Source organism: Streptomyces sp. NPDC057010 (assembly GCF_042673805.1).
Taxonomy (GTDB): Bacteria; Actinomycetota; Actinomycetes; order Streptomycetales; family Streptomycetaceae; genus Streptomyces.
The window spans coordinates 1-21136 of the sequence record NZ_JBHUSC010000034.1 but is presented as its reverse complement, the minus strand read 5'-3'; the positions used below and the strand labels follow the sequence as shown (position 1 = coordinate 21136).

Here is a 21136-nt window from a genome sequence, read left to right as displayed (position 1 = left end):
ATGCCCACTGACAAGCACCGCGCCACGGCCGCCGCGATCCTGCCCCTCGTCGGCGGCCCGGACAACATCACCTCGATCGCGCACTGCATGACCCGCCTGCGCATCGCGCTCCGCGACCGCTCGCTCGTCCAGGACGAGGCCCTGAAGGCCCTCCCGGCGGTCATGGGCGTGGTCGAGGACGACACGTACCAGATCGTGCTGGGCCCGGGCGCCGTCGCCCGCGTCACCCCGGAATTCGAGGCGCTCGTGGCGGAGGCCCGCCTGCAGCCAACGGCGGCACCCGAACCGGCGGCAGCGCCCGCACCCGCACCCCACGGCGTCACGGCCGACGACCTCGCCGCCCGCGGCGCGGCGCTGAAGCAGGCCCGGAAGGCCCGCAACTCCACCCCGTTCAAGCTGTTCCTGCGCCGCATCGCGAACATCTTCGTCCCGCTCATCCCCGCCCTGATCGGCTGCGGCATCATCGCGGGCCTGAACGGAATCCTCACCAACACGGGCTCGCTGCCCGCCGTCGTCCCCGCGCTCGCCGCCATGGCCTCCGGGTTCATGTCGCTGATCGCCGTCTTCGTCGGCCACAACACCGCCAAGGAGTTCGGCGGCACGCCCGTCCTGGGCGGTGCGGTCGCCGCGATCATCGTCTTCCCCGGCATCGCCAAGATCGACGCCTTCGGCCGGCACCTCTCCCCCGGCCAGGGCGGCGTCCTGGGCGCGCTCGCGGCCGCGCTCCTCGCCGTGTACGTGGAGAAGTGGTGCCGGCGCCGGGTCCCCGAGGCCCTGGACGTCCTGGTCACGCCCACCCTCACCGTCCTGGTCCCGGGCCTGGTCACCATCTACGGCCTCATGTTCCTCGCGGGCGAGGCCTCCACCGCCATCGGCGGCTTCGCCAACTGGCTGCTCGCCACCGGCGGCGCCTTCGCGGGCCTGGTCCTGGGCGGCCTCTTCCTCCCGCTCGTCATGCTGGGCCTGCACCAGGCCCTGATCCCCATCCACACCACCCTCATCGAGCAGTCCGGCTACACCGTCCTGCTCCCCATCCTCGCCATGGCCGGCGCGGGCCAGGTCGGCGCGGCCATCGCCGTCTACTGCCGGCTCCCGCGCAACGGCTCGCTGCGCGCCACCGTCAAGTCGGCGCTCCCGGCCGGGTTCCTGGGGGTGGGCGAGCCCCTCATCTACGGGGTCTCCCTCCCCCTCGGCCGCCCCTTCGTCACCGCCTGCGTCGGCGGCGCGGCCGGCGGCGCCTTCATCGGCCTCTTCAACCAGCTCGGCATCGGCTTCGGCTCCACCGCCATCGGCCCCTCGGGCTGGGCCCTCTTCCCCCTCCTGGACGGCACGTCGGGCGTGTTCGCCACCGTCGCCACCTACGCGGGCGGGCTGACGGTCGGCTACGCGGCGGGCTTCATCGCCACGTACTTCTTCGGCTTCACCCGCCAGATGCTGACCGACCTCAACACGGACCCCGCCCCACCGCCGCCCCCGACCGCCCCGGGCACGGGCCCGGACCCGGCGAAGGAGCCGGCGCTGGCGTAGAGCCCCTCCCCCTCGGCCGGCCGGCGGGGAGCGGCTCTACGCCAGTTGCCGTGCGCACCCGGCTTCCCTCGGCACCGCCCGGCTGTCTGGCACCCTTGGAGGGATGATCAACGACATACCCCCCGTGGTCCCGGCCGGCCGGATGTGCGCCCTCCCGCAGCCGGCGTTCGCCCTCCCGGGACCCCTGCACCTGCGCCCCTGGACCCAGGACGACGCCCCCGCGCTGGTCGCGGCGTACGAGGACCCGGACATCCGGCACTGGAACCGCCCGGGCCACCGCACTGCGGCGGAGGCGGAGGAGCGCATCACGCGGTTCCGCGACCTCTGGCAGGCCGAGGAGGCCGCGATCTGGGCGATCGCCCCCGCCGACGGCGGCCCGGCCGTCGGCCTGATCGGCCTGGCCGACCTCGATCTGCGCGGCGGCAGCGGCGAGTTCCTCTACTGGCTGCTGCCCGCGGGCCGCGGCAGCGGTGCCATGGTCGCGGCCACGTCCCGCCTGGCCCGCTGGGCTTTCGAGGACCTCGGACTGCACCGCCTTCGCATCACCCACTCGGCGGGCAACCCCGCCTCCTGCGCCATCGCGACCAAGGCGGGCTTCCCCCTGGAGGGCACCATGCGCGGCGCCCTCCTCCACGCGGACGGCTGGCACGACGAGCACCTCCACGCCCGCCTGCGCACGGACGGTTGAGCCCGGCTACCTACACCGCCTGAGTACGTCGGCCGATCACCCGCGGACCCCCACACGGTCCAATGGGGCCATGACCACACCCGTCGCCGCTCCGGTCCCCGCCACCCCCCAGATCCAGGAGGACCGGGAGCCGCGCGTACGAGACCGCCGCGCCCGCATGACGGCCGGCATCGGGCTCGGCCTGCTGATCCCCTCCCTGATCGCCACCTTCGTCGCCGTACTGGCCTCTCCGCGCGCGGGCCGCTGCATCACCTACGGGGAAGGCTGCGCCCACGGAGTTCCGGGCACGTGGGTGCTCGGGGCCCTCGCCCTCACCCTCGTCGCGGGCCTCCTCGCGGTGTCCTGGCCGGCCCGACACCTGCCGTTCGCCGGAGCACGGGCCTGGATGACCGGCCTCCAGGCCACGGCACACACCGCCACGCTGTTGTTCATCCTCAGCCACTACGCCTGAGGTCCGCCCCCGCCGCCGCCCGCAGGAACCGGGCCAGATCGTCCACGGAGTAGCCGAGCTTCGGTCCCCGCTCCGCCGCCATCAGCAGCAACTGGCCCACGATCTCCGCGCCCCAGCCGTCCGTGCCGTCCGCCGACCACTCCCACAGCTTCTCGATGCCGAGATCGGTCATCAGCAGCCCGTACCCGCCCCGGACCTCGGCGCACGTGGCGGCGACGGCATCCAGCAGCCGCGCCCCCGGCCGCTCGCACCGCAGCCCGAAGTACCCGCCGATCTCCTCGGCCACGCAGCCCTGCGGCGGCTCCGCCTTGAGCCGGTCGTAGCGCGCGTCCTCGAACCCCGGACACTCCCCCACCGGGCAGTGGATCAGCGTGAACCGCTGCCACCCGGGCGGCGGAGGCGGCTGCGGCCGCCACGCCTTCATCCCGAAGGCCTCCTGTACGAGAGCGGTCGCCTCGTCCGCGGTGTCCGCCGTCCGCGTCTCCCTCCGCTCCCCGTCGTCCCCCACGGCGGTCCACGGCCCGCCGTCGCCCCCGCCGTCGTCGTCGCGCTGCACGCGCACCGTCAGTCCCATGCCTCCACGCTTCCATCCGCCACTGACAAGGGCCGCTTCCAACGCGTGGAGCTTCCAGCCCAGTTCGAAGCCCCACTCCACCGCCTCGCTCACGGGTGCGCCCGCTCGTGGAGTACGGCGGCCAGCCGGAGCGCGGTGTCCAGATTGCAGCGGCCCAGGTCGACGAGGGGCAGGCCGTACGAGCCGGCCGCCGAGACCCCTTCCACACGGAGGGAGGGGAAGACCACCCCCACTCCGGCCAGGGACTCCTTCAGCTGCCGGACGGCTTCTTCGGCCGCCCGCATCCGCTCCTGCGGAGAGAGCACCATGACATGTCACCTTTCTACTCTGAGTGTTCATGTTCCTCACTCAGCGTGGCGACGCCGCGGCTAGCCTTGCAAGCAGGCAGATACAGCAACACGTGCCGTTGCAACAGGAGTTGCCATGCCCGCACCCAAGGATCTCGATCCCTCCTCCTCACCCCGAGCCCTGCTCGGCGCCGAGCTGCGCGTCGCGCGCGAACGCGCGGGCCTCAGCCAGACCGAGCTCGGCGAGCCGCTGTTCGTGAGCGGCTCGTACATCGGCCAGATGGAAGCCGGCACCCGCCGCATCACCCTCGAACTCGCCCGGCCGATAGACGAACTGCTCAACACCGGCGGCTTCTTCGTTCGCAACTGCGCGGCGTCCGCCAAGTCCAAGTACCCCGACCACTTCGCGGAGGCCGCCGAAGCCGAGGCGGAGGCCAAAGCCATCCGCGAGTACGCGCCCCTGCTCATCCCCGGACTGCTCCAGACGGAGGCGTACGCCCGCGAGGTCTTCCACGCCTACCAGCCCACCGCGACACAGAACGTCATCGACGAGCTGACCGAGGCCCGGCTGGCGCGGGCCTCGCTCCTCTCCGATCCCACAACGCCCCTGTTGTGGTGCGTGCTGGACGAGGCGGTACTCCGGCGCGTGGTCGGCAGCAGCGCGGTGATGGCCGAGGCCCTGCACCACATCGCGGCCCTGATCCGGGCGCGGAGGGTCATCGTGCAGGTGGTCCCGTTCAGTGCCGGAGCCCACGCCGCCCTGATGGGCCCCCTCAAGCTGATGTCCTTCGAGGACGCTCCTCCGCTCGCCTACGTCCAAAGCAATGGAACAGGAAGGCTGTTGGATGATCCGGCTGAGGTCGCCCGGCACAGCCTGACCTACGATCTCCTCACGGCGAGCGCGCTGTCACCCAGCCAATCCCTGGCTCTGGTCGAGTCCGTGGCAGAGGATTACGCACATGATCAGCACAACTGAGTACGACCTGTCGGCCGCCGTGTGGCACAAGTCGACCTACAGCGGTGGTGACGGCGGCGACTGCCTGGAGATGGCCACCTGGCGCAAGTCCACCCACAGCGGTGGCGACGGCGGCAACTGCCTCGAAGTCTCCGACGACCACCCCGGCCTCGTCCCCGTCCGGGACTCCAAGGTCCCGGACGGCCCCCACCTCACCTTCAACGCCCCGGCCTGGGCGGCCTTCGTCACCAGCCTCTGATCCACGACGGCGTAGGAGCCGGGCGGGCACGGATCCCCCCGGCTTCCTTCGCGCAGCGTCAGGCCGGTGGCACCGAAGGCGCGGGCACCCGGCTCAACCAGCCGGGCCAGCCCGGCCAGCCGGAGCGGCCGGACCGGTACACCCGCAGCTGCGACACCTCGTAGGACATCTCCGTGGCCTCCGGCGCCGGCGCCGGGTGGTAACGCCCGGCCGAGACCGACAGGTTGACGATGAGGTACGCGCGCCAGGCGCGGCCCACGCCCCTGCCGTCGCTGAACGCACGGATCCCGTCCACCCACCAGACGACCGAGCCCTTCCCGAACTCCACCTTCAGGTCGATCCAGCCGCCGGGCCGGACCGCCGGGTCCCGGTGGTAGCGGTGGGCTTCGCGGACGTGGTTCGACAGCTCCAGCAGATCGGGGTTGTCGGGGTGGTACTCGAAGACGTCGATCTCCTGGCCGCCGTCCCGCCAGGTCCAGATCGCGGGCCACGCCCCGAGCACCTCGGGCAGTTTCACCCGGGCCTCCAGGACGTCGCCGGTGCGCAGCATGAAGCCTTCCTCGCTGCCCTCGGTGGTGAGCAGTCCGGTGTCCCAGTTCCCGTCGGGGCGCAGCGTCGCGCGGAAGACGCCGCCGCGGCTGTAGGCGGGGTCGGCGGTGAGGTGGTCGAGCTTGTTGTCGCCCGGGTTGACCGGGCCGCCGTCGGGATAGGCCCACGAACGGCCGGCGATCCACTGGGTGGAGGAGGCGAAGTCGGCGGTGAAGACGGGGGCCCGGCGCGGCGCGAACAGCCGGCCCAGGGTGTCGATGACCATGCGGTTCCTCTGCCCCCGCCGGGCCCGCCCACACCCCGGTTTCTCGCTGAGAGTAATGCTACGAATACCCTCAGTGCGAAGAGCCGGCTCCCCGGGCGGCCTCGATGAAGGCCCGGATCAGCTCCGGCGACTTCACCCCGCGCTCGCGCTCCACACCACTGGACACGTCCACTCCCCAGGCCCGGGTGACCTCGACGGCCTCCCGCACGTTCGCCGGGGTCAGCCCGCCGGCCAGCAGCCAGCGCCCCTCGGGCGCGGTGAAGTCCGCGGAGCCCCAGTTCCACGGCTTGCCGGAGCCGGGGTCGGGGGCGTCGATCAGGAGCAGGTCCTCGCCGTACTCCCCGCACCGCTCCACGTGCTCGGCGGTGGCCCGCAGCAGCGTCCGGCCCTCGGCGCGCAGCGCCGCGAAATCCTCGGGCCCCTCTTCACCGTGCAGTTGCACACCCCGTACGCCGCTCTCCTCGGCGAACCGGCGCACCTCCGCCACCGACTGCCGCCGGAACACCCCGACGGTGAGCACCGAATCCGGCACCAGCGCCGCCAGCGCCCGCGCCGTGGCGGCATCGACCGTACGCGGACTGCCGGGCGCGAAGACGAACCCGACGGCATCGGCCCCGGCCGCCACGGCGACCTCGACGTCCCGCGCCGTCTTGAGCCCGCAGATCTTGATGAACACGCTCGTCCCGTCCGTCATGGCAGCAGTCAACCAAACCATGCCTGCCCACGGCGATGCGTCCCATAGGCCGGGCATGCGGTCTTCCCGCCGCTAGCCTGGGACGAGGCACACGATCAGGGCACAGCATGCCATCCGGAGGACGACGGTGACGATCATGACCGACCGGGCCACACCGATAGAGAGCCTGTCGCCGCCATCATTCGAGACTCTCCTGCACACAGTCGCGGAGATGGAGACGCCAGACGGCTTCAAGGCCGAGCTCATCCGGGGGAAGATCATCGTGTCGCCGTTTTCCAAACTGCGCTACTCCCGTCGTATGCGTCTGCTCCGCGCGCAGCTCCAGGCCCACGTCCCCGAGGGGCACTTCGCGGATACGTCACCCTTCCTGTTCCGGTTCCCGGCAGCGGAGCGCGGTTACGGACCAGGCCTGTACGTCGCGGACGAGGCGGCCTTCGAGGAAGAAGGTCTGCACGCAGACGCAGCGGCTCTGTCACTGGTCGGCGAGTTCACCTCCGTCTCCACCAAGGACGCGGACTGGAACGACAAGCTGGAGGTGTACGGCCTGCTCGTTCCCATCTACCTGGTCGTCGACATGCAGGATGCGGAGATCACCTGCTTCTGGGACCCCTCCCCGCACGGGTACCGCTCCCGTACGACGGTCTCGTTCGGCGAGCCGCTGTACGTTCCGAAGCCATTCGACTTCACGATCGACACGACAGGCTTCTGAAACGCCCGAGGGCGGCACCCCCACGGGGGGTGCCGCCCTCGTTCGAGAACAGCCGATCAGCCAGGGGCCGATCAGAAGTCCATGTCACCGCCCGGCATGCCGCCCGGAGCGGCGGCGGCCTTCTCCGGCTTGTCGGCGATGACGGCCTCGGTGGTGAGGAAGAGGGCCGCGATGGACGCCGCGTTCTGCAGGGCAGAGCGGGTGACCTTCGCCGGGTCGATGATGCCCTCGGCGATCATGTCGACGTAGTCGCCGGTCGCGGCGTTCAGGCCCCAGCCGACGGTCAGGTTGCGGACCTTCTCCACGACGACGCCACCCTCGAGACCACCGTTGACGGCGATCTGCTTGAGCGGGGCCTCCAGGGCGAGCTTCACGGCGTTGGCGCCGGTCGCCTCGTCACCCGAGAGGTCCAGCTTCTCGAAGACGGAGGAGGCCTGCAGCAGGGCCACGCCACCACCGGCGACGATGCCCTCCTCGACGGCCGCCTTCGCGTTGCGAACGGCGTCCTCGATGCGGTGCTTGCGCTCCTTGAGCTCGACCTCGGTCGCGGCACCGGCCTTGATGACGGCCACGCCGCCGGCCAGCTTCGCGAGGCGCTCCTGGAGCTTCTCGCGGTCGTAGTCCGAGTCGGAGTTCTCGATCTCGGCGCGGATCTGGTTCACGCGACCGGCGACCTGGTCGCTGTCACCGGCACCGTCGACGATGGTGGTCTCGTCCTTGGTGATGACGACCTTGCGGGCGCGGCCCAGCAGGTCCAGGCCCGCGTTCTCGAGCTTGAGGCCGACCTCCTCGGAGATGACCGTGCCACCGGTGAGGATGGCGATGTCGCCGAGCATGGCCTTGCGGCGGTCACCGAAGCCCGGGGCCTTGACGGCGACGGACTTGAAGGTGCCGCGGATCTTGTTGACGACCAGGGTCGACAGGGCCTCGCCCTCGACGTCCTCGGCGATGATCAGCAGCGGCTTGCCGGACTGCATGACCTTCTCCAGGAGCGGCAGCAGGTCCTTGACCGAGCCGATCTTGGAGTTGACGATCAGGATGTACGGGTCGTCGAGAGCCGACTCCATACGCTCCATGTCGGTGGCGAAGTACGCCGAGATGTAGCCCTTGTCGAAGCGCATGCCCTCGGTGAGCTCCAGCTCCAGACCGAAGGTCTGGGACTCCTCGACGGTGATGACGCCTTCCTTGCCGACCTTGTCCATGGCTTCGGCGATGAGCTCGCCGATCTGGGTGTCGGCGGCGGAGATGGAGGCCGTGGAAGCGATCTGCTCCTTGGTCTCGACATCCTTCGCCTGCTCCAGCAGGGCGCCGGAGACGGCCTCGACGGCCTTCTCGATGCCGCGCTTGAGGGCCATCGGGTTGGCGCCGGCGGCCACGTTGCGCAGGCCCTCGCGGACGAGCGCCTGGGCGAGCACGGTCGCGGTGGTCGTACCGTCGCCGGCGACGTCGTCCGTCTTCTTGGCGACTTCCTTGACCAGCTCGGCGCCGATCTTCTCGTACGGGTCCTCGAGCTCGATCTCCTTGGCGATGGAGACACCGTCGTTGGTGATCGTGGGCGCGCCCCACTTCTTCTCAAGGACGACGTTGCGACCCTTGGGGCCAAGGGTGACCTTGACGGCGTCGGCGAGCTGGTTCATGCCACGCTCGAGACCGCGCCGGGCCTCCTCGTCGAACGCAATGATCTTGGCCATCTGAAGTGGTCCTCCCGGACAGCGGTGGATTGCTCCCAGGACCGCGCCCGCGCCCGCGACGGACGGCCTGCGTGCCCGGCGGTTCCTTCCCGCCGGACCCTGCGGGCCTCACCGACCCGGTCCTCGTTCAGTAGCACTCTCACCTGGAGAGTGCTAACGCCAATGATTAGCACTCGACCCCCCCGAGTGCAAGCGGCTTGGGGGAACACCCCAGTGAACACACCGGCGACGCGCGAGGGGCCCACATCCCGTGTCCAGGATGTGGGCCCCTCGTACGTCTTGAATCAACGCTGTCGCGTCGGCGGTCGATCGCGCCAGGACTAGCCGATGGCGAGCTTGACCATGTCCGCCTGCGGACCCTTCTGGCCCTGCGAGATCTCGAACTCGACCCGCTGACCCTCTTCAAGGGTGCGGTACCCGTCCATCTGGATGGCGCTGTAGTGGACGAACACATCCGCACCACCGTCGACCGCGATGAAGCCGTAGCCCTTCTCCGCGTTGAACCACTTGACGGTGCCCTGAGCCATGCCTAACTCCCCTATTACTGGCCCTTGCGCGGGAGCGCACTTCGCGTTCCCGGGTCAGAACTTGCGTCGGAACGCGTCGACCGAGGCTGAATGTATCTGCGCCGGTGCTGTCTGCAACAGGTCAATCCGACGAGAATTCTGGACACACGGATACATTGAAATAGAGTGAAAATTTGGCATATTCCAGGGCAACTCGGGCCCGGCATATCGCGCCAAAGCCCCATACCGCACTTGCACATTGACCCGATGTCGACCCTCACACGGCCCGTTCATATGCGGCGGGCAAGAACAGCGGAGGGGACTTCCCCAACTCTACCGCGCCCAATCAAGCAGAATTGCCCCCTCCGCTTTTAGCGGAGGGGGCAATTCTGGTTTGCGCGTGTCACCCGGAAGGTGATCAGCAGCCGCCCGCGACGGCCGGAATGATCGAAACGCCGGCGCCGTCCGGCGTCGCCGCCTCCAGCCCGCCCTCAAAGCGCACGTCGTCGTCGTTGACGTACACGTTGACGAAGCGGCGCAGCTTGCCCTGGTCGTCCAGGACGCGGGCCGCGATGCCCGGGTGGTTCTTCTCCAGCGACGCGATGACCTGGGCCAGGGTTTCGCCCTCGGCGGGCACCTCGGCCTGGCCGCCGGTGTAGGTGCGCAGGATGGTGGGGATGCGGACGTTGACGCTCATGGCGCTACTGCCTTTCCGGTGTGCAGGGGAGGGTCAGGCCAGGCCGGCGGCGCGGAACGCGTCCAGGCTCGGGCGGATGGTGGCGGTCTGGCCGCTGTCCGCGGCCACCGCCTCCAGGGTCTTGAGGCCGTCACCGGTGTTCAGGACGACGGTGGTCAGCGTCGGGTCGAGCTGGCCGTTCTCGATGAGCTTCTTCGTTACGCCGACGGTCACGCCGCCCGCGGTCTCGGCGAAGATGCCCTCGGTCTGCGCGAGGACCTTGATGGCCTCGACGACCTGCTCGTCGGTCACGTCCTCGACGTAGCCGCCGGTGCGGCGCGCGATGTCCAGGACGTACGGGCCGTCCGCCGGGTTGCCGATGGCCAGCGACTTGGCGATGGTGTTCGGCTTCTGCGGGCGGACCACGTCGTGGCCGGCCTTGAAGGCGGTGGACACCGGGGAGCAGCCCTCGGCCTGGGCGCCGAAGATCTTGTACGGCTTGTCCTCGACGAGACCGAGCTTGATCAGCTCCTGCAGACCCTTGTCGATCTTCGTGAGCTGGGAGCCGGACGCGATCGGGATGACGATCTGGTCGGGGAGCTGCCAGCCGAGCTGCTCGCAGATCTCGTACGCGAGGGTCTTGGAGCCCTCGCCGTAGTACGGGCGCAGGTTGACGTTGACGAAGCCCCAGCCCTCGCCCAGCGGGTCGCCGATGAGCTCGGAGCAGAAGCGGTTGACGTCGTCGTAGTTGCCCTCGATGCCGACCAGGTCGCCACCGTAGACACCGGCCATGACGACCTTGCCCTGCTCCAGGTCGTGCGGGATGAACACGCAGGAGCGGAAGCCGGCGCGGGCGGCCGCGGCGCCGACGGCGCCGGCCAGGTTGCCGGTGGAGGAGCAGGAGAGGGTGGTGAAGCCGAAGGCGCGGGCGGCCTCGACGGCGATGGCCACGACGCGGTCCTTGAAGGAGTGCGTCGGGTTGCCGGAGTCGTCCTTGACGTAGAGCTTGCCGGTGACGCCCAGCGCCTTGGCCAGGTTCTCCGCGTCCACGAGTTTGGTGAAGCCGGGGTTCAGGCTCGGCTTGTCGGCCACGTCCGCGGGGACGGGCAGCAGCGGCGCGTAGCGCCAGATGTTGTTGGGGCCGGCCTCGATGGCGGCGCGCAGGGCCTCGGGGTCACCGGTGGGGAGCTCGTAGGTGACTTCCAGCGGTCCGAAACACTCGACGCACGCGAAGATGGGGCCGAGCTCGAAGCGGGTGCCGCACTCGCGACAGGAAAGACCCGTGGCGGGTCCGAGATCAACAGAGGTGGCGACAGTCTGTGCAGCCATGATGGCGAGGCCCTTTCTCCTCATCTTCCCCATGGCGCACTTCGCCATGAGACGGAATTGGCACCTTCCCTAGCCGGGGACCTCGCGGGGGTGCGTCCAAGACGCATCGCGAGAACCGACTGGAGGGTTGCCGGGGCTTCAACGGGCCGTGTCCCTCTGCCCCTCTGGATGAGCGGTATGGCACCGGCACACGCGCTCTATGGCGCGCCGGTGCGTTTGTGCGCGAGGACCCCCGGCATGCGGTGGTCCTTCGCGTTGTTCAAGACTGTAACCGAAGGGCCGGGCGGTTGAGACAGCCGTCCGAACCGCGAGATGGATCTCTTTTCGGTCAAACCGACCAAGCCACAGGGAGTGCTCACAGTGCTGGAAGAGGTGGAGCGCTGGCTGGCCGTCCGCTCCTGGGCAGCCGCCGACCGACCGCTCGACCAGCTGCTGGAACGGAAACGGGCGGCTGGGACCACGGTCAGCGTGGTGCTGCCCGCGCTCGACGAGGAGGCGACGGTCGGTGAGATCGTCGAGATCATCCGGCGTGAGCTGATGGAGGGACCGCCGGCCCCGCTGGTCGACGAACTGATCGTGATCGACTCGGGCTCCAGCGACGCTACGGCGGAAGTGGCGGCGAAGGCCGGCGCCCGCGTGGTGCACCGCGACGAGATACTCCCGCGGATCCCGGCACTGCCGGGGAAGGGCGAGGTGCTGTGGCGCTCCCTGCTGGCGGCCACCGGGGAGATCGTCTGCTTCGTCGACGCCGACCTGCGGGACTTCTCGGCCTCCTTCGTCTCCGGGATCGTGGGGCCGCTGCTGACCGATCCGGAGGTGCAGTTCGTCAAGGCCATGTACGACCGCCCGCTGGGCGAGGCCCCGGGCCAGGGCGGGCGGGTGACGGAGCTGGTGGCCCGTCCCCTCCTGAACCTCCACTGGCCGCAGCTGGCCGGTTTCGTGCAGCCGCTGGGCGGCGAGTACGCCGTGCGCCGGTCCCTGCTGGAGCGGCTGCCGTTCCCCGTCGGGTACGGGGTGGAGCTGGGCCTGCTGGTCGACGCGCTGCACACCGTCGGGCTGGACGCGCTGGCTCAGGTGGACGTGGGCGTACGGCACCACCGCCACCAGGACGGGCAGGCGCTGGGCCGGATGGCCGCGGCGATCTACCGGACGGCCCAGGTACGGCTCTCGCGCGGGCACCTCGTACGGCCGGAGCTGACGCAGTTCGAGCGGGGCCCGGAGGGGTTCGTACCGCGCACGTACGCGGTGGACACCGAGGAACGGCCGCCGATGCTGGGCATCAAGGAGTACGCGCTGCGTCGCGTGGCGTGACGGAACGTACGGTTTGAGCGGGGGCGGGCCGGGCTAGGTTGGCCGCATGGCTTCTCAGGTACTCGTTGCAGCGAACCGCGGCCCGCTCTCCTACGCCCTCGCCGCCGACGGCACGCTCGGTGCCCGGCGCGGCGGGGGCGGTCTCGTCTCCGGACTCTCCGCGGCCCTCGCGGAGCAGCCGGAGGCGCTGTGGATCTGCGCGGCCCTTTCGGACGCGGACCGGGAGGCGGTCCGCCGGGGCGTCGCGGAGCCCGGGGTCCGGATGCTGGACATCGATCCCGCGGTGTACGACGACGCGTACAACGGCATCGCGAACTCGGTGCTGTGGTTCACCCACCACCACCTGTACGACATCCCGCGCGAGCCGGTCTTCGACGCGGAGTTCCGGCGCCGGTGGGAGTCGTACGCCGCCTACAACCGGGCCTTCGCGCAGGCGCTGGCCGAGGAGGCGGCCGAGGGCGCGGCCGTCTTGGTGCAGGACTACCACCTGGCGCTGGTGCCGGGGGCGCTGCGCCGGCTGCGGCCGGACCTGCGGATCGGGCACTTCACGCACACGCCGTGGGCCGCCCGGGAGTTCATGGACCTGCTCCCGGCCGACATCCGGTCGCAACTGGTGTGGGGGATGCTCGGGGCGGACCGGCTGGGGTTCCACACGGACGAGTGGGCGCTCGCCTTCATGACGAGCGCGCGGATCGAGGACGCGAGCGGCGTCGCGCGGACCCACCTGCCGGGCGGGGAGGACCCGCTGCGCGGGGTGAAGCACACCAGGGCCGGCGGCGAGGAGCGGTTCACGCACGTGACGAGGTACCCGCTGGGGGTGGACGGGGACGAGCTGCGGGCGCTGGCGCACCGGCCGGAGGTGGACGACAAGCTGGCGTCCCTGCGGGCGGAGGTCGGCGGCTTGAAGACGATCGTCCGCGTGGACCGCACGGAGCTGTCGAAGAACATCCTGCGGGGCCTGCTGGCGTACCGGGAGCTGCTGACGGTCCACCCCGAGTGGCGGGGCCGGGTGGTGCACCTGGCCTCCGCGTACCCGTCCCGGCAGGACCTGAAGGTGTACCGGGACTACACGGAGTCGGTACGGGAACTGGCGGCCGCGATCAATGCGGAGTTCGGCACGGCGGACTGGCAGCCGGTGCTGGTGTCGGTGCAGGACGACTTCGCGCGCTCGCTGGCCGTGTACCGGCTGGCGGACGTGGCGCTGGTGAACCCGGTGCGGGACGGTATGAACCTGGTGGCGAAGGAGATCCCGGTGGTGTCGGAGGCGGGGTGTGCCCTGGTGCTGTCCACGGGGGCGGGGGCGTACGGGGAGCTGCGGGAGGAGGCGCTGACGGTGAACCCGTACGACGTCTCGGAGACGGCGTCGGCCCTGCACGCGGCGCTGTCCATGCCGGCCGCCGAACGCGCGGAACGCACGAAACGCCTGGCCGCGGCCGCCACGGCCCTCCCCCCGGCCCAGTGGTTCACGTCCCAGCTGGCGGACCTCCGCGCATAGCCCCGGGAGGCGGCGGCCCGGTCTTGGCCGTCCGGCGGGCGTCCAAGGCGAGCAGCATCACGTCGTGCAGAGGGGCTCCGGGCCACGGGAGGGCGTCGCCCACCTTGCGGTAGCCCCATGCACGGTACGCGGCCACGGCCGCCCTGTTGTCCGGGTGGACGTTGAGCAGGATCCTCTCGGCCTCGAAGGTGGTGAGCAGGGCTTCGTGCAGCCGGTGGGCCACGCCCGATCGACGCCAGCCGGCGCGCACGGCGAGTTCCATCAGGCCGAAGGTCCGGCGGCCGTCCTCACGGCGCATCTCCTCGGATACCGGCTCCGTGAGCTGCCCCCACCACACCGCCTCCGGGGGGAGGTGGTGGCCGTACGCCATGCCGACCGGGCGGCCGTCATCCGCTGTGGCCAGGACCGCGCGAAACGTGATCTTGCGGGTCTGGGACCGGAAACGCCGGAAGGCGGCCGCCACGTCCGCCTCGGTTTCGTCATAGGGCGGCTCGGCGAACGCCTCGGCGTAGACCTGCCGGAAGGCATCCTCGGCCGACGCTGCGGCCGTGCCGTCGAGCCGGTCGATGCCGATCTGTGACGACTGGCTCATCCCACCCTCTTTCACGTGATCTGGCGAATCCGCACGACGCAGTCGCGAGCGGTCCGGCTGTCGACGACGACCGGCGGTCCCGGACCCGCGGTCGGGGGCGGGTGGGCAGCCACCGGCTGGGCTCGGCGGCCCGAGGGGGAGATGGCCGGCCCTCGCCGCGCGGCGGGGGCGGTCCTAGCCCCGCAAGGCCGCCGCCAGTTGGGCCAGGAAGGCGGCAACGGCGGCCGGGCCGGGGAGGACCAGGTCGGCGCGGGCGGCGAGTTCCGGGACCTCCGCCGAGCCGCTGCACACCAGCAGCCCCGGGAGGCCGTCGGCGCGGCGTTTCTCCACCGCCGAGTAGGCGGCGAGGTCGCCCAGGTCGTCGCCGGCGTACAGGACCGCCTCCGCGTCCGTCTCGGCGAGGAATTCCGTGAGGGCGACGCCCTTGTCCGTGCCGGGGGGACGGAGCTCCAGGACGGCCCGCCCCGGTTCGACCATCAGCCCGTGCCGCGCCGCCAGCTCGGTGAGGGGTTCGCGCAGGGCCGCGAAGGCGGCCGCCGGGTCGGCCGCGCGGCGGGTGTGGACCGCCAGGGCCCGGCCCTTCTCCTCGATCCACGTGCCGCGCCAGGCCCCGATCGACTCCAGGAACCCCGGCAGCTCCGCCCGGACCGCCGCCACCCCGGGGTGCTCGGCCGGGGCGTGGACGATGCCGGTGACGGCGTCCCACCGCTCGGCCCCGTAGTGGCCGAGGACCACCAGGTGTTCCAGTCCGGGAACCCCGGCGAAGCCGCCGTAGCGCACGGCGACCCCCGCCGGCCGGCCGGTGATCACCGCGACCGACGCCACCTGGGGGGCGAGGGCGGAGAGGGCCGGGACGGCCGTGGGGTGGGCCCGGGCCTGGTCCGGGTCGGGGACGATCTCGGCGAGGGTGCCGTCGAAGTCGAGGGCGATCACGGATCGCCGGGGTGCGCGGAGCAGGGCTTCGAGTCCCTCGCGTCCGGCTGCGGTGTCGGGCATCGGCAGGTCGCGGTCGTGCGGATGGCTCCCCATACGGACGACCCTAACGGCCCCGCCCGGGGACGGCTACGGTGCCGCCGGGGACCGCCCTACCGCCTGGCCCGCTGTGCTTCGCGGATGCGCCGCAGCCGGTTCACCGTGCCCGGCGCGTGGGCGAGGGCGCGCGGGTCGTCCATCAGCACGTTGAGCAGCTGGTAGTAGCGGACGGGGGTCATCCCCAGCCCCTCCCGTATCGCCCGCTCCTTGGCCCCGGGCCCCGGCCAGGTGCGTGCCTCGTACGCGAGCACCGCGGCCTCGGTGGCCGTCAGCTGCCCCTCGTCCGTCATACCGCCAGATTAACGCCGACCGCTGACACCCCCCGGGCGCCCTCCACAGGGCTAGCGCGGGTCCGCCGCCCGCGCCGCCGTCGCGATGTCCCCCAGCACCCGCTCCGGCTGCCCGCCGGGCTGCACGCTCTTGCCGATGTTCTGCTTGATGTCCTCGCTGACGCCCGCCCAGGACTTCTTGCCCACCGGGTACAGCTTCGAGGTCGGCAGCGCGTCCAGGAAGGTCTTCAGCTGCGGCGCGGAGCCGCCCGTACCGTTCGCCATGGCCCGGTAGCCGGTGGTCGTCGCGGGCAGCAGGTCGTACGTGTTGGTGAAGGCCGTCACGTTCTTCGTCTCGAACAGCCGGTCCAGGAACTTCCCCGACTCCTTGCGGTGGCCGTTCTTGAAGGCCATCACCCAGTCCGCGACGCCCATCGCCGAGTGCTCGGCGCCGTCGGCGGTCGGCATGGTCACCATGCCGAACCTGACGCCCTTGCCGGCCGCCTGCTTGAGGAGCGTGGGGTGCCCGTTGAGCATGCCGACCTCGCCCCGCGTGAAGGCGTCGAAGGCGGCCTGCCGGTCGAGCTTCGCCGGTTCCACCGGCCCCGTCAGCCCCTGCCCGACCATCTTGTCGCGCAGGAACTCCAGGGCCTTGACGTTCTCGGCGGAGTCGATCGCGTACTGCTCCTCGTTGTCGGTGTAGCCGCCACCGCCCGCGAGCATCCACATCATCGTCTCGGCCTGCGCCTCCTCGCGGCCCAGCGGCAGGGCGAAGGGGGTCGGGACGCCGGCGGCCTTGAGCTTCTTGGCGGCCGCCTCCAGCTCCGCCCAGCTCTTGGGCTGCCAGCCGGCCTTGGAGTCCTTGGGGATGACCCCGGCGTCGGCCAGCAGCTTCTCGTTGTAGAAGAGCAGCCGCGTGCTGGCCACGAAGGGCATCCCGTACTGGACCCGCTTGACCTTGCCCGCGTCGGCGAGCGGCGCGAGGAAGTCGGCCTCGGTCTTGACGGAGAGCAGCTCGTCCGCCGTGTAGAGCTTGCCCGCCTCGGCGTAGTCGGCGTAGGCGCCGATCTGCGCGATGTCGGGGGCCTTGCCGGCCTTGACCATCTCGGCGACCTTGGCGTCGACCTCCGACCAGGAGTAGACGCTGACCTCGACCTTCACGCCGGGGTTGTCCTTCTCGAAGCCGTCGGCGAGGGCCTTCCAGTACGTCTCCGAGGAGTTCTGCGGATTGTCCCCGTAGTCGGCCGCCACGACCCGCAGGGTCACCTCGTTGTCCCCGGTGAGTCCGCCGAGGGCTCCGCAGCCCGTCAGCGTCGCGATCAGGCCCAGCGCGGCACAGGACGCGGCCAGGCCCGGCAGGTAACGGCGCTCCACAGTTCTCGTTCCACCCCTTGTTGTACGTACGATCCACGTAAGGTCTACACCACTTTGGCAGCTGTTCCACATTCGGATCCAGACCGGGGTCCCGGATTTGTATGGCAGCTCAACAATCCCCCTCAATGGACTAGACCTTTCCCCGCCGAGCACGCGAGACTGTCCCCTGTGAAACCCGTGAAACACGTCATCGCCCTCGATGTGGGCGGCACCGGGATGAAGGCCGCCCTGGTCGCCGCCGACGGCACCCTGCTCCACGAGGCCCGCCGCGCCACCGGCCGCGAGCGGGGCCCCGACGCCGTCGTCGAGACGATCCTGGACTTCGCCGCCGAGCTGCGCGACACCGGCCGCGAACGCTTCGGGCGGGCCGCCTCGGCCGCCGGCGTCGCCGTGCCCGGCATCGTCGACGCCGAGAACGGGACCGCCGTCTACGCGGCGAACCTGGGCTGGCGCGACGTACCGATGCGCGACCTGCTGAGCCGGCGCCTCGGCGGCATCCCGGTGGCCCTCGGCCACGACGTGCGCACGGGCGGACTCGCCGAAGGCCGCATCGGCGCCGGCCGGGACGCCGACCGCTTCCTCTTCGTCCCGCTCGGCACCGGCATCGCCGGTGCCATCGGCATCGCCGGCCGCATCGAGGCCGGGGCCCACGGCTACGCCGGCGAGATCGGCCACATCGTGGTCCGCCCCGGCGGCCCCGCCTGCGGCTGCGGCCAGCACGGCTGCCTGGAGACCCTGGCCTCCGCCTCCGCCGTCAGCCGCGCCTGGGCGGCCGCCTCCGGCGACCCCGACGCCGACGCCGCCGACTGCGCCAAGGCCGTCGAATCCGGCGACGCGCGCGCCCGCGAGGTGTGGCTGGCCGCCGTCGGCGCGCTCGCCGACGGGCTGGTCACCGCGATCACCCTGCTGGACCCGCGCACGCTGATCATCGGTGGCGGCCTCGCCGAGGCGGGGGAAACCTTGTTCACACCACTACGGACCGCAGTGGAAGAGCGCGTGACGTTCCAGCGGCTCCCCCACATCGTTCCGGCGGCCCTCGGGGACACCGCCGGATGCCTGGGCGCAGGGCTGCTCGCCTGGGACCTACTCGCCACGGAGGTACCTGCCTGATGTCCGGAAGCGCGCACAGCACTGTTCTCTCCGGCGCCAGGGTGGTGCTGCCCACCGGAACCGTCGCGAACGGCCGGGTCATCGTCGAGGGCGACCGGATCTCCGGCAGCGCCCGGGAGGGCGCGCGGGTCGTCGACCTGTCCGGGCACTGGATCGTCCCCGGCTTCGTGGACATGCACAACCACGGCGGCGGTGGCGCCTCCTTCACCTCCGGCACCGCCGAGGAGGTCCTCAAGGGCGTACGGACCCACCGCGAGCACGGGACCACCACCCTCGTCGCCTCCACCGTCACCGGGGACCTGGCCGAGCTGGCCCGGCGGGCCGGGCTGCTCGCCGAGCTGACCCAGCAGGGCGAGATCGCGGGCGTCCACTTCGAGGGCCCGTTCATCAACGCCTGCCGCAAGGGCGCCCACAAGGAGGACCTGCTCCGCGACCCCGACCCGGCCGAGGTCCGCAAGCTCGTCGACGCCGCCCACGGCGCCGCCCGCATGTTCACCCTCGCCACCGAACTCCCGGGCGGCCTGGACTCCGTACGGCTGCTCGCCGAGCACGGGGTCATCGCCGCGATCGGACACACGGACGCCACCTACGAGCAGACGCGCGCGGCCATCGACGCGGGCGCGACCGTGGCCACCCACCTCTTCAACGCGATGCCGGGCCTCGCCCACCGCGAACCGGGCCCGATCGCGGCCCTGCTGGAGGACGAGCGGATCACCGTCGAGCTCATCAACGACGGCACCCACCTGCACCCGGCCGCCCTGGAGCTGGCCTTCCACCACGCGGGCGCGCACCGCGTCGCGCTGATCACCGACGCGATGGACGCGGCCGGCTTCGGCGACGGGACCTACCACCTCGGCCCGCTGGAGGTCGAGGTCAAGGAGGGCGTGGCCCGGCTCGTGGAGGGCGGCTCCATCGCCGGCTCGACGCTGACCCTGGACACCGCCTTCAAGCGGTCGGTGACCGTCGACAAGCTGCCGGTGGAATCCGTGGTGCAGGCGATCTCCGCCAACCCGGCCAAGCTGATCGGCCTGTACGACGAGATCGGCTCGCTGGAGCCGGGCAAGTACGCGGACCTCGTCGTCCTGGACGCCGAGTTCGACCTCAAGGGCGTCATGCGGCGGGGCGAATGGATCGTCAGCCCGGGCGCCGCCTCCGGTTCCTGACGGCCAAGCGGCTGTACGGAGCGGGGCGGTCGGCCCGGAGGGCTGGGCCGACCGCCCTCCGTTTGGCATGATCCCGGCAGCAACAACCCCGGGGGTGCCCTTCATGATCCTGACCGTGACGCTCAACACCGCGCTCGACGTCACCTACCGTGTGCCGCGGCTGCTCCCGCACGCCTCGCACCGGGTCTCCGCCGTCGACGAGCGCCCCGGCGGCAAGGGGATCAACGTGGCCCGCGTACTGGCCGCGCTCGGCCACGAGGTGACGGCGACCGGCTTCGCGGGCGGCCCGGCCGGCACCCTCGTACGGGAACTGCTGGCGGAGCGCTCCCCGAAGGTCGTGGACGCCCTGGTGCCCTGCGCGGGCGCCACGCGGCGCACGGTGGCCGTGGTCGACGACACCTCCGGCGACACCACCCAGTTCAACGAGCCGGGCCCGCTGATCACTCCCGCGGAGTGGTCGCGGTTCCTCGCCCGCTACGAGGCCCTGCTGGACGGCGCCGCCGCGGTGGCCCTGTGCGGGAGCCTGCCGCCGGGCGTGCCGGTGGGCGCGTACGCGGCGCTCGTACGGGCCGCCCGCGCGGCCGGGGTGCCGGTCCTCCTGGACACCAGCGGGGAGGCCCTGCGCCGCGGGGTCGCCGCCCGCCCCGAGATGATCAAGCCGAACGCCGCCGAGCTGGCCGAGCTGACCGGGTCCCGCGAGCCGCTGCCCGCCACCCGCGACGCCCGCCGCCGGGGCGCGCACGCGGTGGTCACCTCGCTCGGCCCGGACGGCCTGCTGGCCGCCACCCCCGAGGGCACCTGGCAGGCGGCCCCGCCCCGCGCCCTGTCCGGCAACCCCACCGGAGCCGGCGACTCCGCGGTGGCCGGCCTGCTGTCCGCCCTGGCGGAGGGCCTGGACTGGCCCGAGCGGCTCTCCCGCGCGGTCGCCCTCTCGGCGGCCACGGTACTGGCCCCGGCGGCGGGAGAGTTCGACCCCCGCGCCTACGAGGAGTTGAGGCTCGCCGTCTCCGTCACCGAGGGAAGCGGCCGCTGACCGTACGTCAATGTCCGGCGAGGTCACCGGCATTGACGAACCATCGGGTGCGCAACCCCGGATAAAGAGGATCTAAGATCAACAAGTTCAATTGATCTTCGAACTTACGGGGCTGACCTCAGTGAAGCGATTCTTCCGCAACCTCCTCGCCACCACCACCGGGGTGGTCGCCATCTCCGCGCTCGCCGCGGTCCCCGCCGAGGCCCAGACGATCTCGGGTGGCTCGTGCGGCGCGGGCTACTACCAGCAGGACGCCTACCCGCTCGGTGACAGCCAGGGTGCCACCGGGGCCGGCGTGCTGTTCCTGTACTACAACGCGTCCACGGGCACGAACTGCGCGATCCTGCGCCGTGACTCTCAGTTCTACGTCACCGACGGCATGTCCGTCATCCTGGAGGGCGCCGGCAAGAGCGACGTCGACGGCCAGCGCGCCTACACCCAGTACGCGGGCCCCGTCTACGTGAAGGCCCCCGGCAGCTGCGTGCGGGTGCGCGGCGACATCACGGGCTCCTGGGTCGGCCCCAACGACACCTACATCGTCAAGAAGCACACCGGCAACAGCGGCTGGGTCCACTGCGGTTAGACGCGGATGTGAAG

The 21136-nt window shown here is 71.4% G+C and carries 24 protein-coding genes and 1 riboswitch; of the genes, 12 read left to right on the top strand and 12 right to left on the bottom strand.

Annotated elements, in window-relative coordinates; all coding sequences use genetic code 11:
* The 3 genes from ACFTXQ_RS24980 (at window position 1) to ACFTXQ_RS24970 (ending at window position 2666) form a co-directional block, all read left to right on the top strand.
* A complete protein-coding gene (locus tag ACFTXQ_RS24980) occupies window positions 1-1527 on the top strand; it encodes a PTS transporter subunit EIIC (RefSeq protein ID WP_382644352.1) in 1527 nt (508 codons plus the stop codon).
* 103 nt (window positions 1528-1630) lie between these two features.
* Window positions 1631-2215, top strand: a complete 585-nt coding sequence (locus ACFTXQ_RS24975; protein WP_382644350.1) for a GNAT family N-acetyltransferase — start codon at window positions 1631-1633, stop codon at window positions 2213-2215.
* 70 nt (window positions 2216-2285) lie between these two features.
* Complete coding sequence (locus ACFTXQ_RS24970; RefSeq protein ID WP_382644349.1) at window positions 2286-2666, top strand: hypothetical protein; 381 nt, start codon at window positions 2286-2288, stop codon at window positions 2664-2666.
* On the opposite strand, the gene ACFTXQ_RS24965 is transcribed toward ACFTXQ_RS24970, so the two are convergent.
* On the bottom strand, window positions 2650-3240 hold the full coding sequence (locus tag ACFTXQ_RS24965) for a hypothetical protein (protein WP_382644347.1): 591 nt from the start codon (window positions 3238-3240) through the stop codon (window positions 2650-2652). The two genes, ACFTXQ_RS24970 and ACFTXQ_RS24965, sit on opposite strands and share 17 nt — an antisense overlap.
* Before the next feature lie 89 nt (window positions 3241-3329).
* Window positions 3330-3548 (bottom strand): hypothetical protein, encoded by a 219-nt coding sequence (locus ACFTXQ_RS24960; protein ID WP_382644345.1) that lies wholly within the window; start codon window positions 3546-3548, stop codon window positions 3330-3332.
* Between the two features lie 115 nt (window positions 3549-3663).
* Between ACFTXQ_RS24960 and ACFTXQ_RS24955 the strand changes: the two genes are divergently transcribed.
* Together ACFTXQ_RS24955 and ACFTXQ_RS24950 are read left to right on the top strand one after the other, a co-directional pair.
* Entirely contained in the window at window positions 3664-4503 is an 840-nt protein-coding gene (locus ACFTXQ_RS24955; RefSeq protein WP_382644344.1) for a Scr1 family TA system antitoxin-like transcriptional regulator, read from the top strand.
* On the top strand, window positions 4487-4741 hold the full coding sequence (locus ACFTXQ_RS24950; protein ID WP_382644343.1) for a DUF397 domain-containing protein: 255 nt from the start codon (window positions 4487-4489) through the stop codon (window positions 4739-4741). The genes ACFTXQ_RS24955 and ACFTXQ_RS24950 overlap by 17 nt, the downstream gene beginning before the upstream one ends.
* A 58-nt stretch (window positions 4742-4799) precedes the next feature.
* Here the strand turns inward: ACFTXQ_RS24950 and ACFTXQ_RS24945 are convergent, their stop codons facing one another.
* Together ACFTXQ_RS24945 and ACFTXQ_RS24940 are read right to left on the bottom strand one after the other, a co-directional pair.
* Window positions 4800-5555, bottom strand: coding sequence for a beta-glucanase (locus ACFTXQ_RS24945; RefSeq protein ID WP_382644341.1), 756 nt, complete (start codon window positions 5553-5555; stop codon window positions 4800-4802).
* Window positions 5556-5625: 70 nt separating this feature from the next.
* Window positions 5626-6249: a phosphoribosylanthranilate isomerase gene (locus tag ACFTXQ_RS24940; protein ID WP_382644339.1), complete on the bottom strand. Its 624-nt coding sequence runs from the start codon at window positions 6247-6249 to the stop codon at window positions 5626-5628.
* 211 nt (window positions 6250-6460) lie between these two features.
* On the opposite strand from ACFTXQ_RS24940, the gene ACFTXQ_RS24935 reads away from it, so the two are divergent.
* Complete coding sequence (locus ACFTXQ_RS24935; protein WP_382644337.1) at window positions 6461-6958, top strand: Uma2 family endonuclease; 498 nt, start codon at window positions 6461-6463, stop codon at window positions 6956-6958.
* A gap of 71 nt (window positions 6959-7029) precedes the next feature.
* On the opposite strand, the gene groL is transcribed toward ACFTXQ_RS24935, so the two are convergent.
* The 4 genes from groL to thrC all read right to left on the bottom strand — a co-directional run bounded on the left by groL (window position 7030) and on the right by thrC (window position 11160).
* The gene (groL, locus tag ACFTXQ_RS24930; RefSeq protein WP_382644335.1) at window positions 7030-8649 is read right to left on the bottom strand and encodes a chaperonin GroEL; all 1620 of its coding nucleotides are present in this window, start codon (window positions 8647-8649) and stop codon (window positions 7030-7032) included.
* Between the two features lie 320 nt (window positions 8650-8969).
* Complete coding sequence (locus ACFTXQ_RS24925) at window positions 8970-9176, bottom strand: cold-shock protein (protein WP_189949539.1); 207 nt, start codon at window positions 9174-9176, stop codon at window positions 8970-8972.
* A gap of 397 nt (window positions 9177-9573) precedes the next feature.
* The gene (locus ACFTXQ_RS24920; protein ID WP_382644333.1) at window positions 9574-9852 is read right to left on the bottom strand and encodes a MoaD/ThiS family protein; all 279 of its coding nucleotides are present in this window, start codon (window positions 9850-9852) and stop codon (window positions 9574-9576) included.
* Window positions 9853-9885: 33 nt separating this feature from the next.
* Complete coding sequence (thrC, locus tag ACFTXQ_RS24915; protein ID WP_382644331.1) at window positions 9886-11160, bottom strand: threonine synthase; 1275 nt, start codon at window positions 11158-11160, stop codon at window positions 9886-9888.
* 17 nt (window positions 11161-11177) lie between these two features.
* Window positions 11178-11335, bottom strand: a riboswitch (SAM riboswitch).
* A 185-nt stretch (window positions 11336-11520) separates the two neighbouring features.
* On the opposite strand from thrC, the gene ACFTXQ_RS24910 reads away from it, so the two are divergent.
* Both ACFTXQ_RS24910 and ACFTXQ_RS24905 read left to right on the top strand, forming a co-directional pair.
* Window positions 11521-12471 carry a glucosyl-3-phosphoglycerate synthase gene (locus ACFTXQ_RS24910; protein ID WP_382644329.1) on the top strand — a complete coding sequence of 317 codons (951 nt, stop codon included), beginning with the start codon at window positions 11521-11523 and terminating at the stop codon, window positions 12469-12471.
* A gap of 46 nt (window positions 12472-12517) precedes the next feature.
* On the top strand, window positions 12518-13966 hold the full coding sequence (locus ACFTXQ_RS24905) for a trehalose-6-phosphate synthase (RefSeq protein ID WP_382644327.1): 1449 nt from the start codon (window positions 12518-12520) through the stop codon (window positions 13964-13966).
* On the opposite strand, the gene ACFTXQ_RS24900 is transcribed toward ACFTXQ_RS24905, so the two are convergent.
* From ACFTXQ_RS24900 to ACFTXQ_RS24885, 4 genes are all read right to left on the bottom strand, one after another.
* Window positions 13935-14558 (bottom strand): GNAT family N-acetyltransferase, encoded by a 624-nt coding sequence (locus ACFTXQ_RS24900; RefSeq protein ID WP_382644325.1) that lies wholly within the window; start codon window positions 14556-14558, stop codon window positions 13935-13937. The genes ACFTXQ_RS24905 and ACFTXQ_RS24900 overlap by 32 nt on opposite strands.
* A gap of 174 nt (window positions 14559-14732) precedes the next feature.
* The gene (gene otsB, locus ACFTXQ_RS24895) at window positions 14733-15587 is read right to left on the bottom strand and encodes a trehalose-phosphatase (RefSeq protein ID WP_382644323.1); all 855 of its coding nucleotides are present in this window, start codon (window positions 15585-15587) and stop codon (window positions 14733-14735) included.
* A 56-nt stretch (window positions 15588-15643) separates the two neighbouring features.
* Entirely contained in the window at window positions 15644-15880 is a 237-nt protein-coding gene (locus ACFTXQ_RS24890) for a DUF3263 domain-containing protein (protein ID WP_382644321.1), read from the bottom strand.
* Between the two features lie 51 nt (window positions 15881-15931).
* Window positions 15932-17233: an extracellular solute-binding protein gene (locus ACFTXQ_RS24885; protein WP_382644319.1), complete on the bottom strand. Its 1302-nt coding sequence runs from the start codon at window positions 17231-17233 to the stop codon at window positions 15932-15934.
* A gap of 177 nt (window positions 17234-17410) precedes the next feature.
* Here ACFTXQ_RS24885 and ACFTXQ_RS24880 point away from each other — a divergent pair, with 177 nt between their 5' ends.
* The 4 genes from ACFTXQ_RS24880 to ACFTXQ_RS24865 all read left to right on the top strand — a co-directional run bounded on the left by ACFTXQ_RS24880 (window position 17411) and on the right by ACFTXQ_RS24865 (window position 21122).
* On the top strand, window positions 17411-18343 hold the full coding sequence (locus ACFTXQ_RS24880; protein ID WP_382644434.1) for an ROK family protein: 933 nt from the start codon (window positions 17411-17413) through the stop codon (window positions 18341-18343).
* Window positions 18343-19506 carry an N-acetylglucosamine-6-phosphate deacetylase gene (nagA, locus tag ACFTXQ_RS24875; RefSeq protein WP_382644317.1) on the top strand — a complete coding sequence of 388 codons (1164 nt, stop codon included), beginning with the start codon at window positions 18343-18345 and terminating at the stop codon, window positions 19504-19506. The genes ACFTXQ_RS24880 and nagA overlap by 1 nt, the downstream gene beginning before the upstream one ends.
* A gap of 103 nt (window positions 19507-19609) precedes the next feature.
* Window positions 19610-20539 (top strand): 1-phosphofructokinase family hexose kinase, encoded by a 930-nt coding sequence (locus ACFTXQ_RS24870; protein WP_382644315.1) that lies wholly within the window; start codon window positions 19610-19612, stop codon window positions 20537-20539.
* A 121-nt stretch (window positions 20540-20660) separates the two neighbouring features.
* Complete coding sequence (locus ACFTXQ_RS24865) at window positions 20661-21122, top strand: hypothetical protein (RefSeq protein ID WP_382644313.1); 462 nt, start codon at window positions 20661-20663, stop codon at window positions 21120-21122.
* Window positions 21123-21136 lie beyond the last annotated feature (14 nt).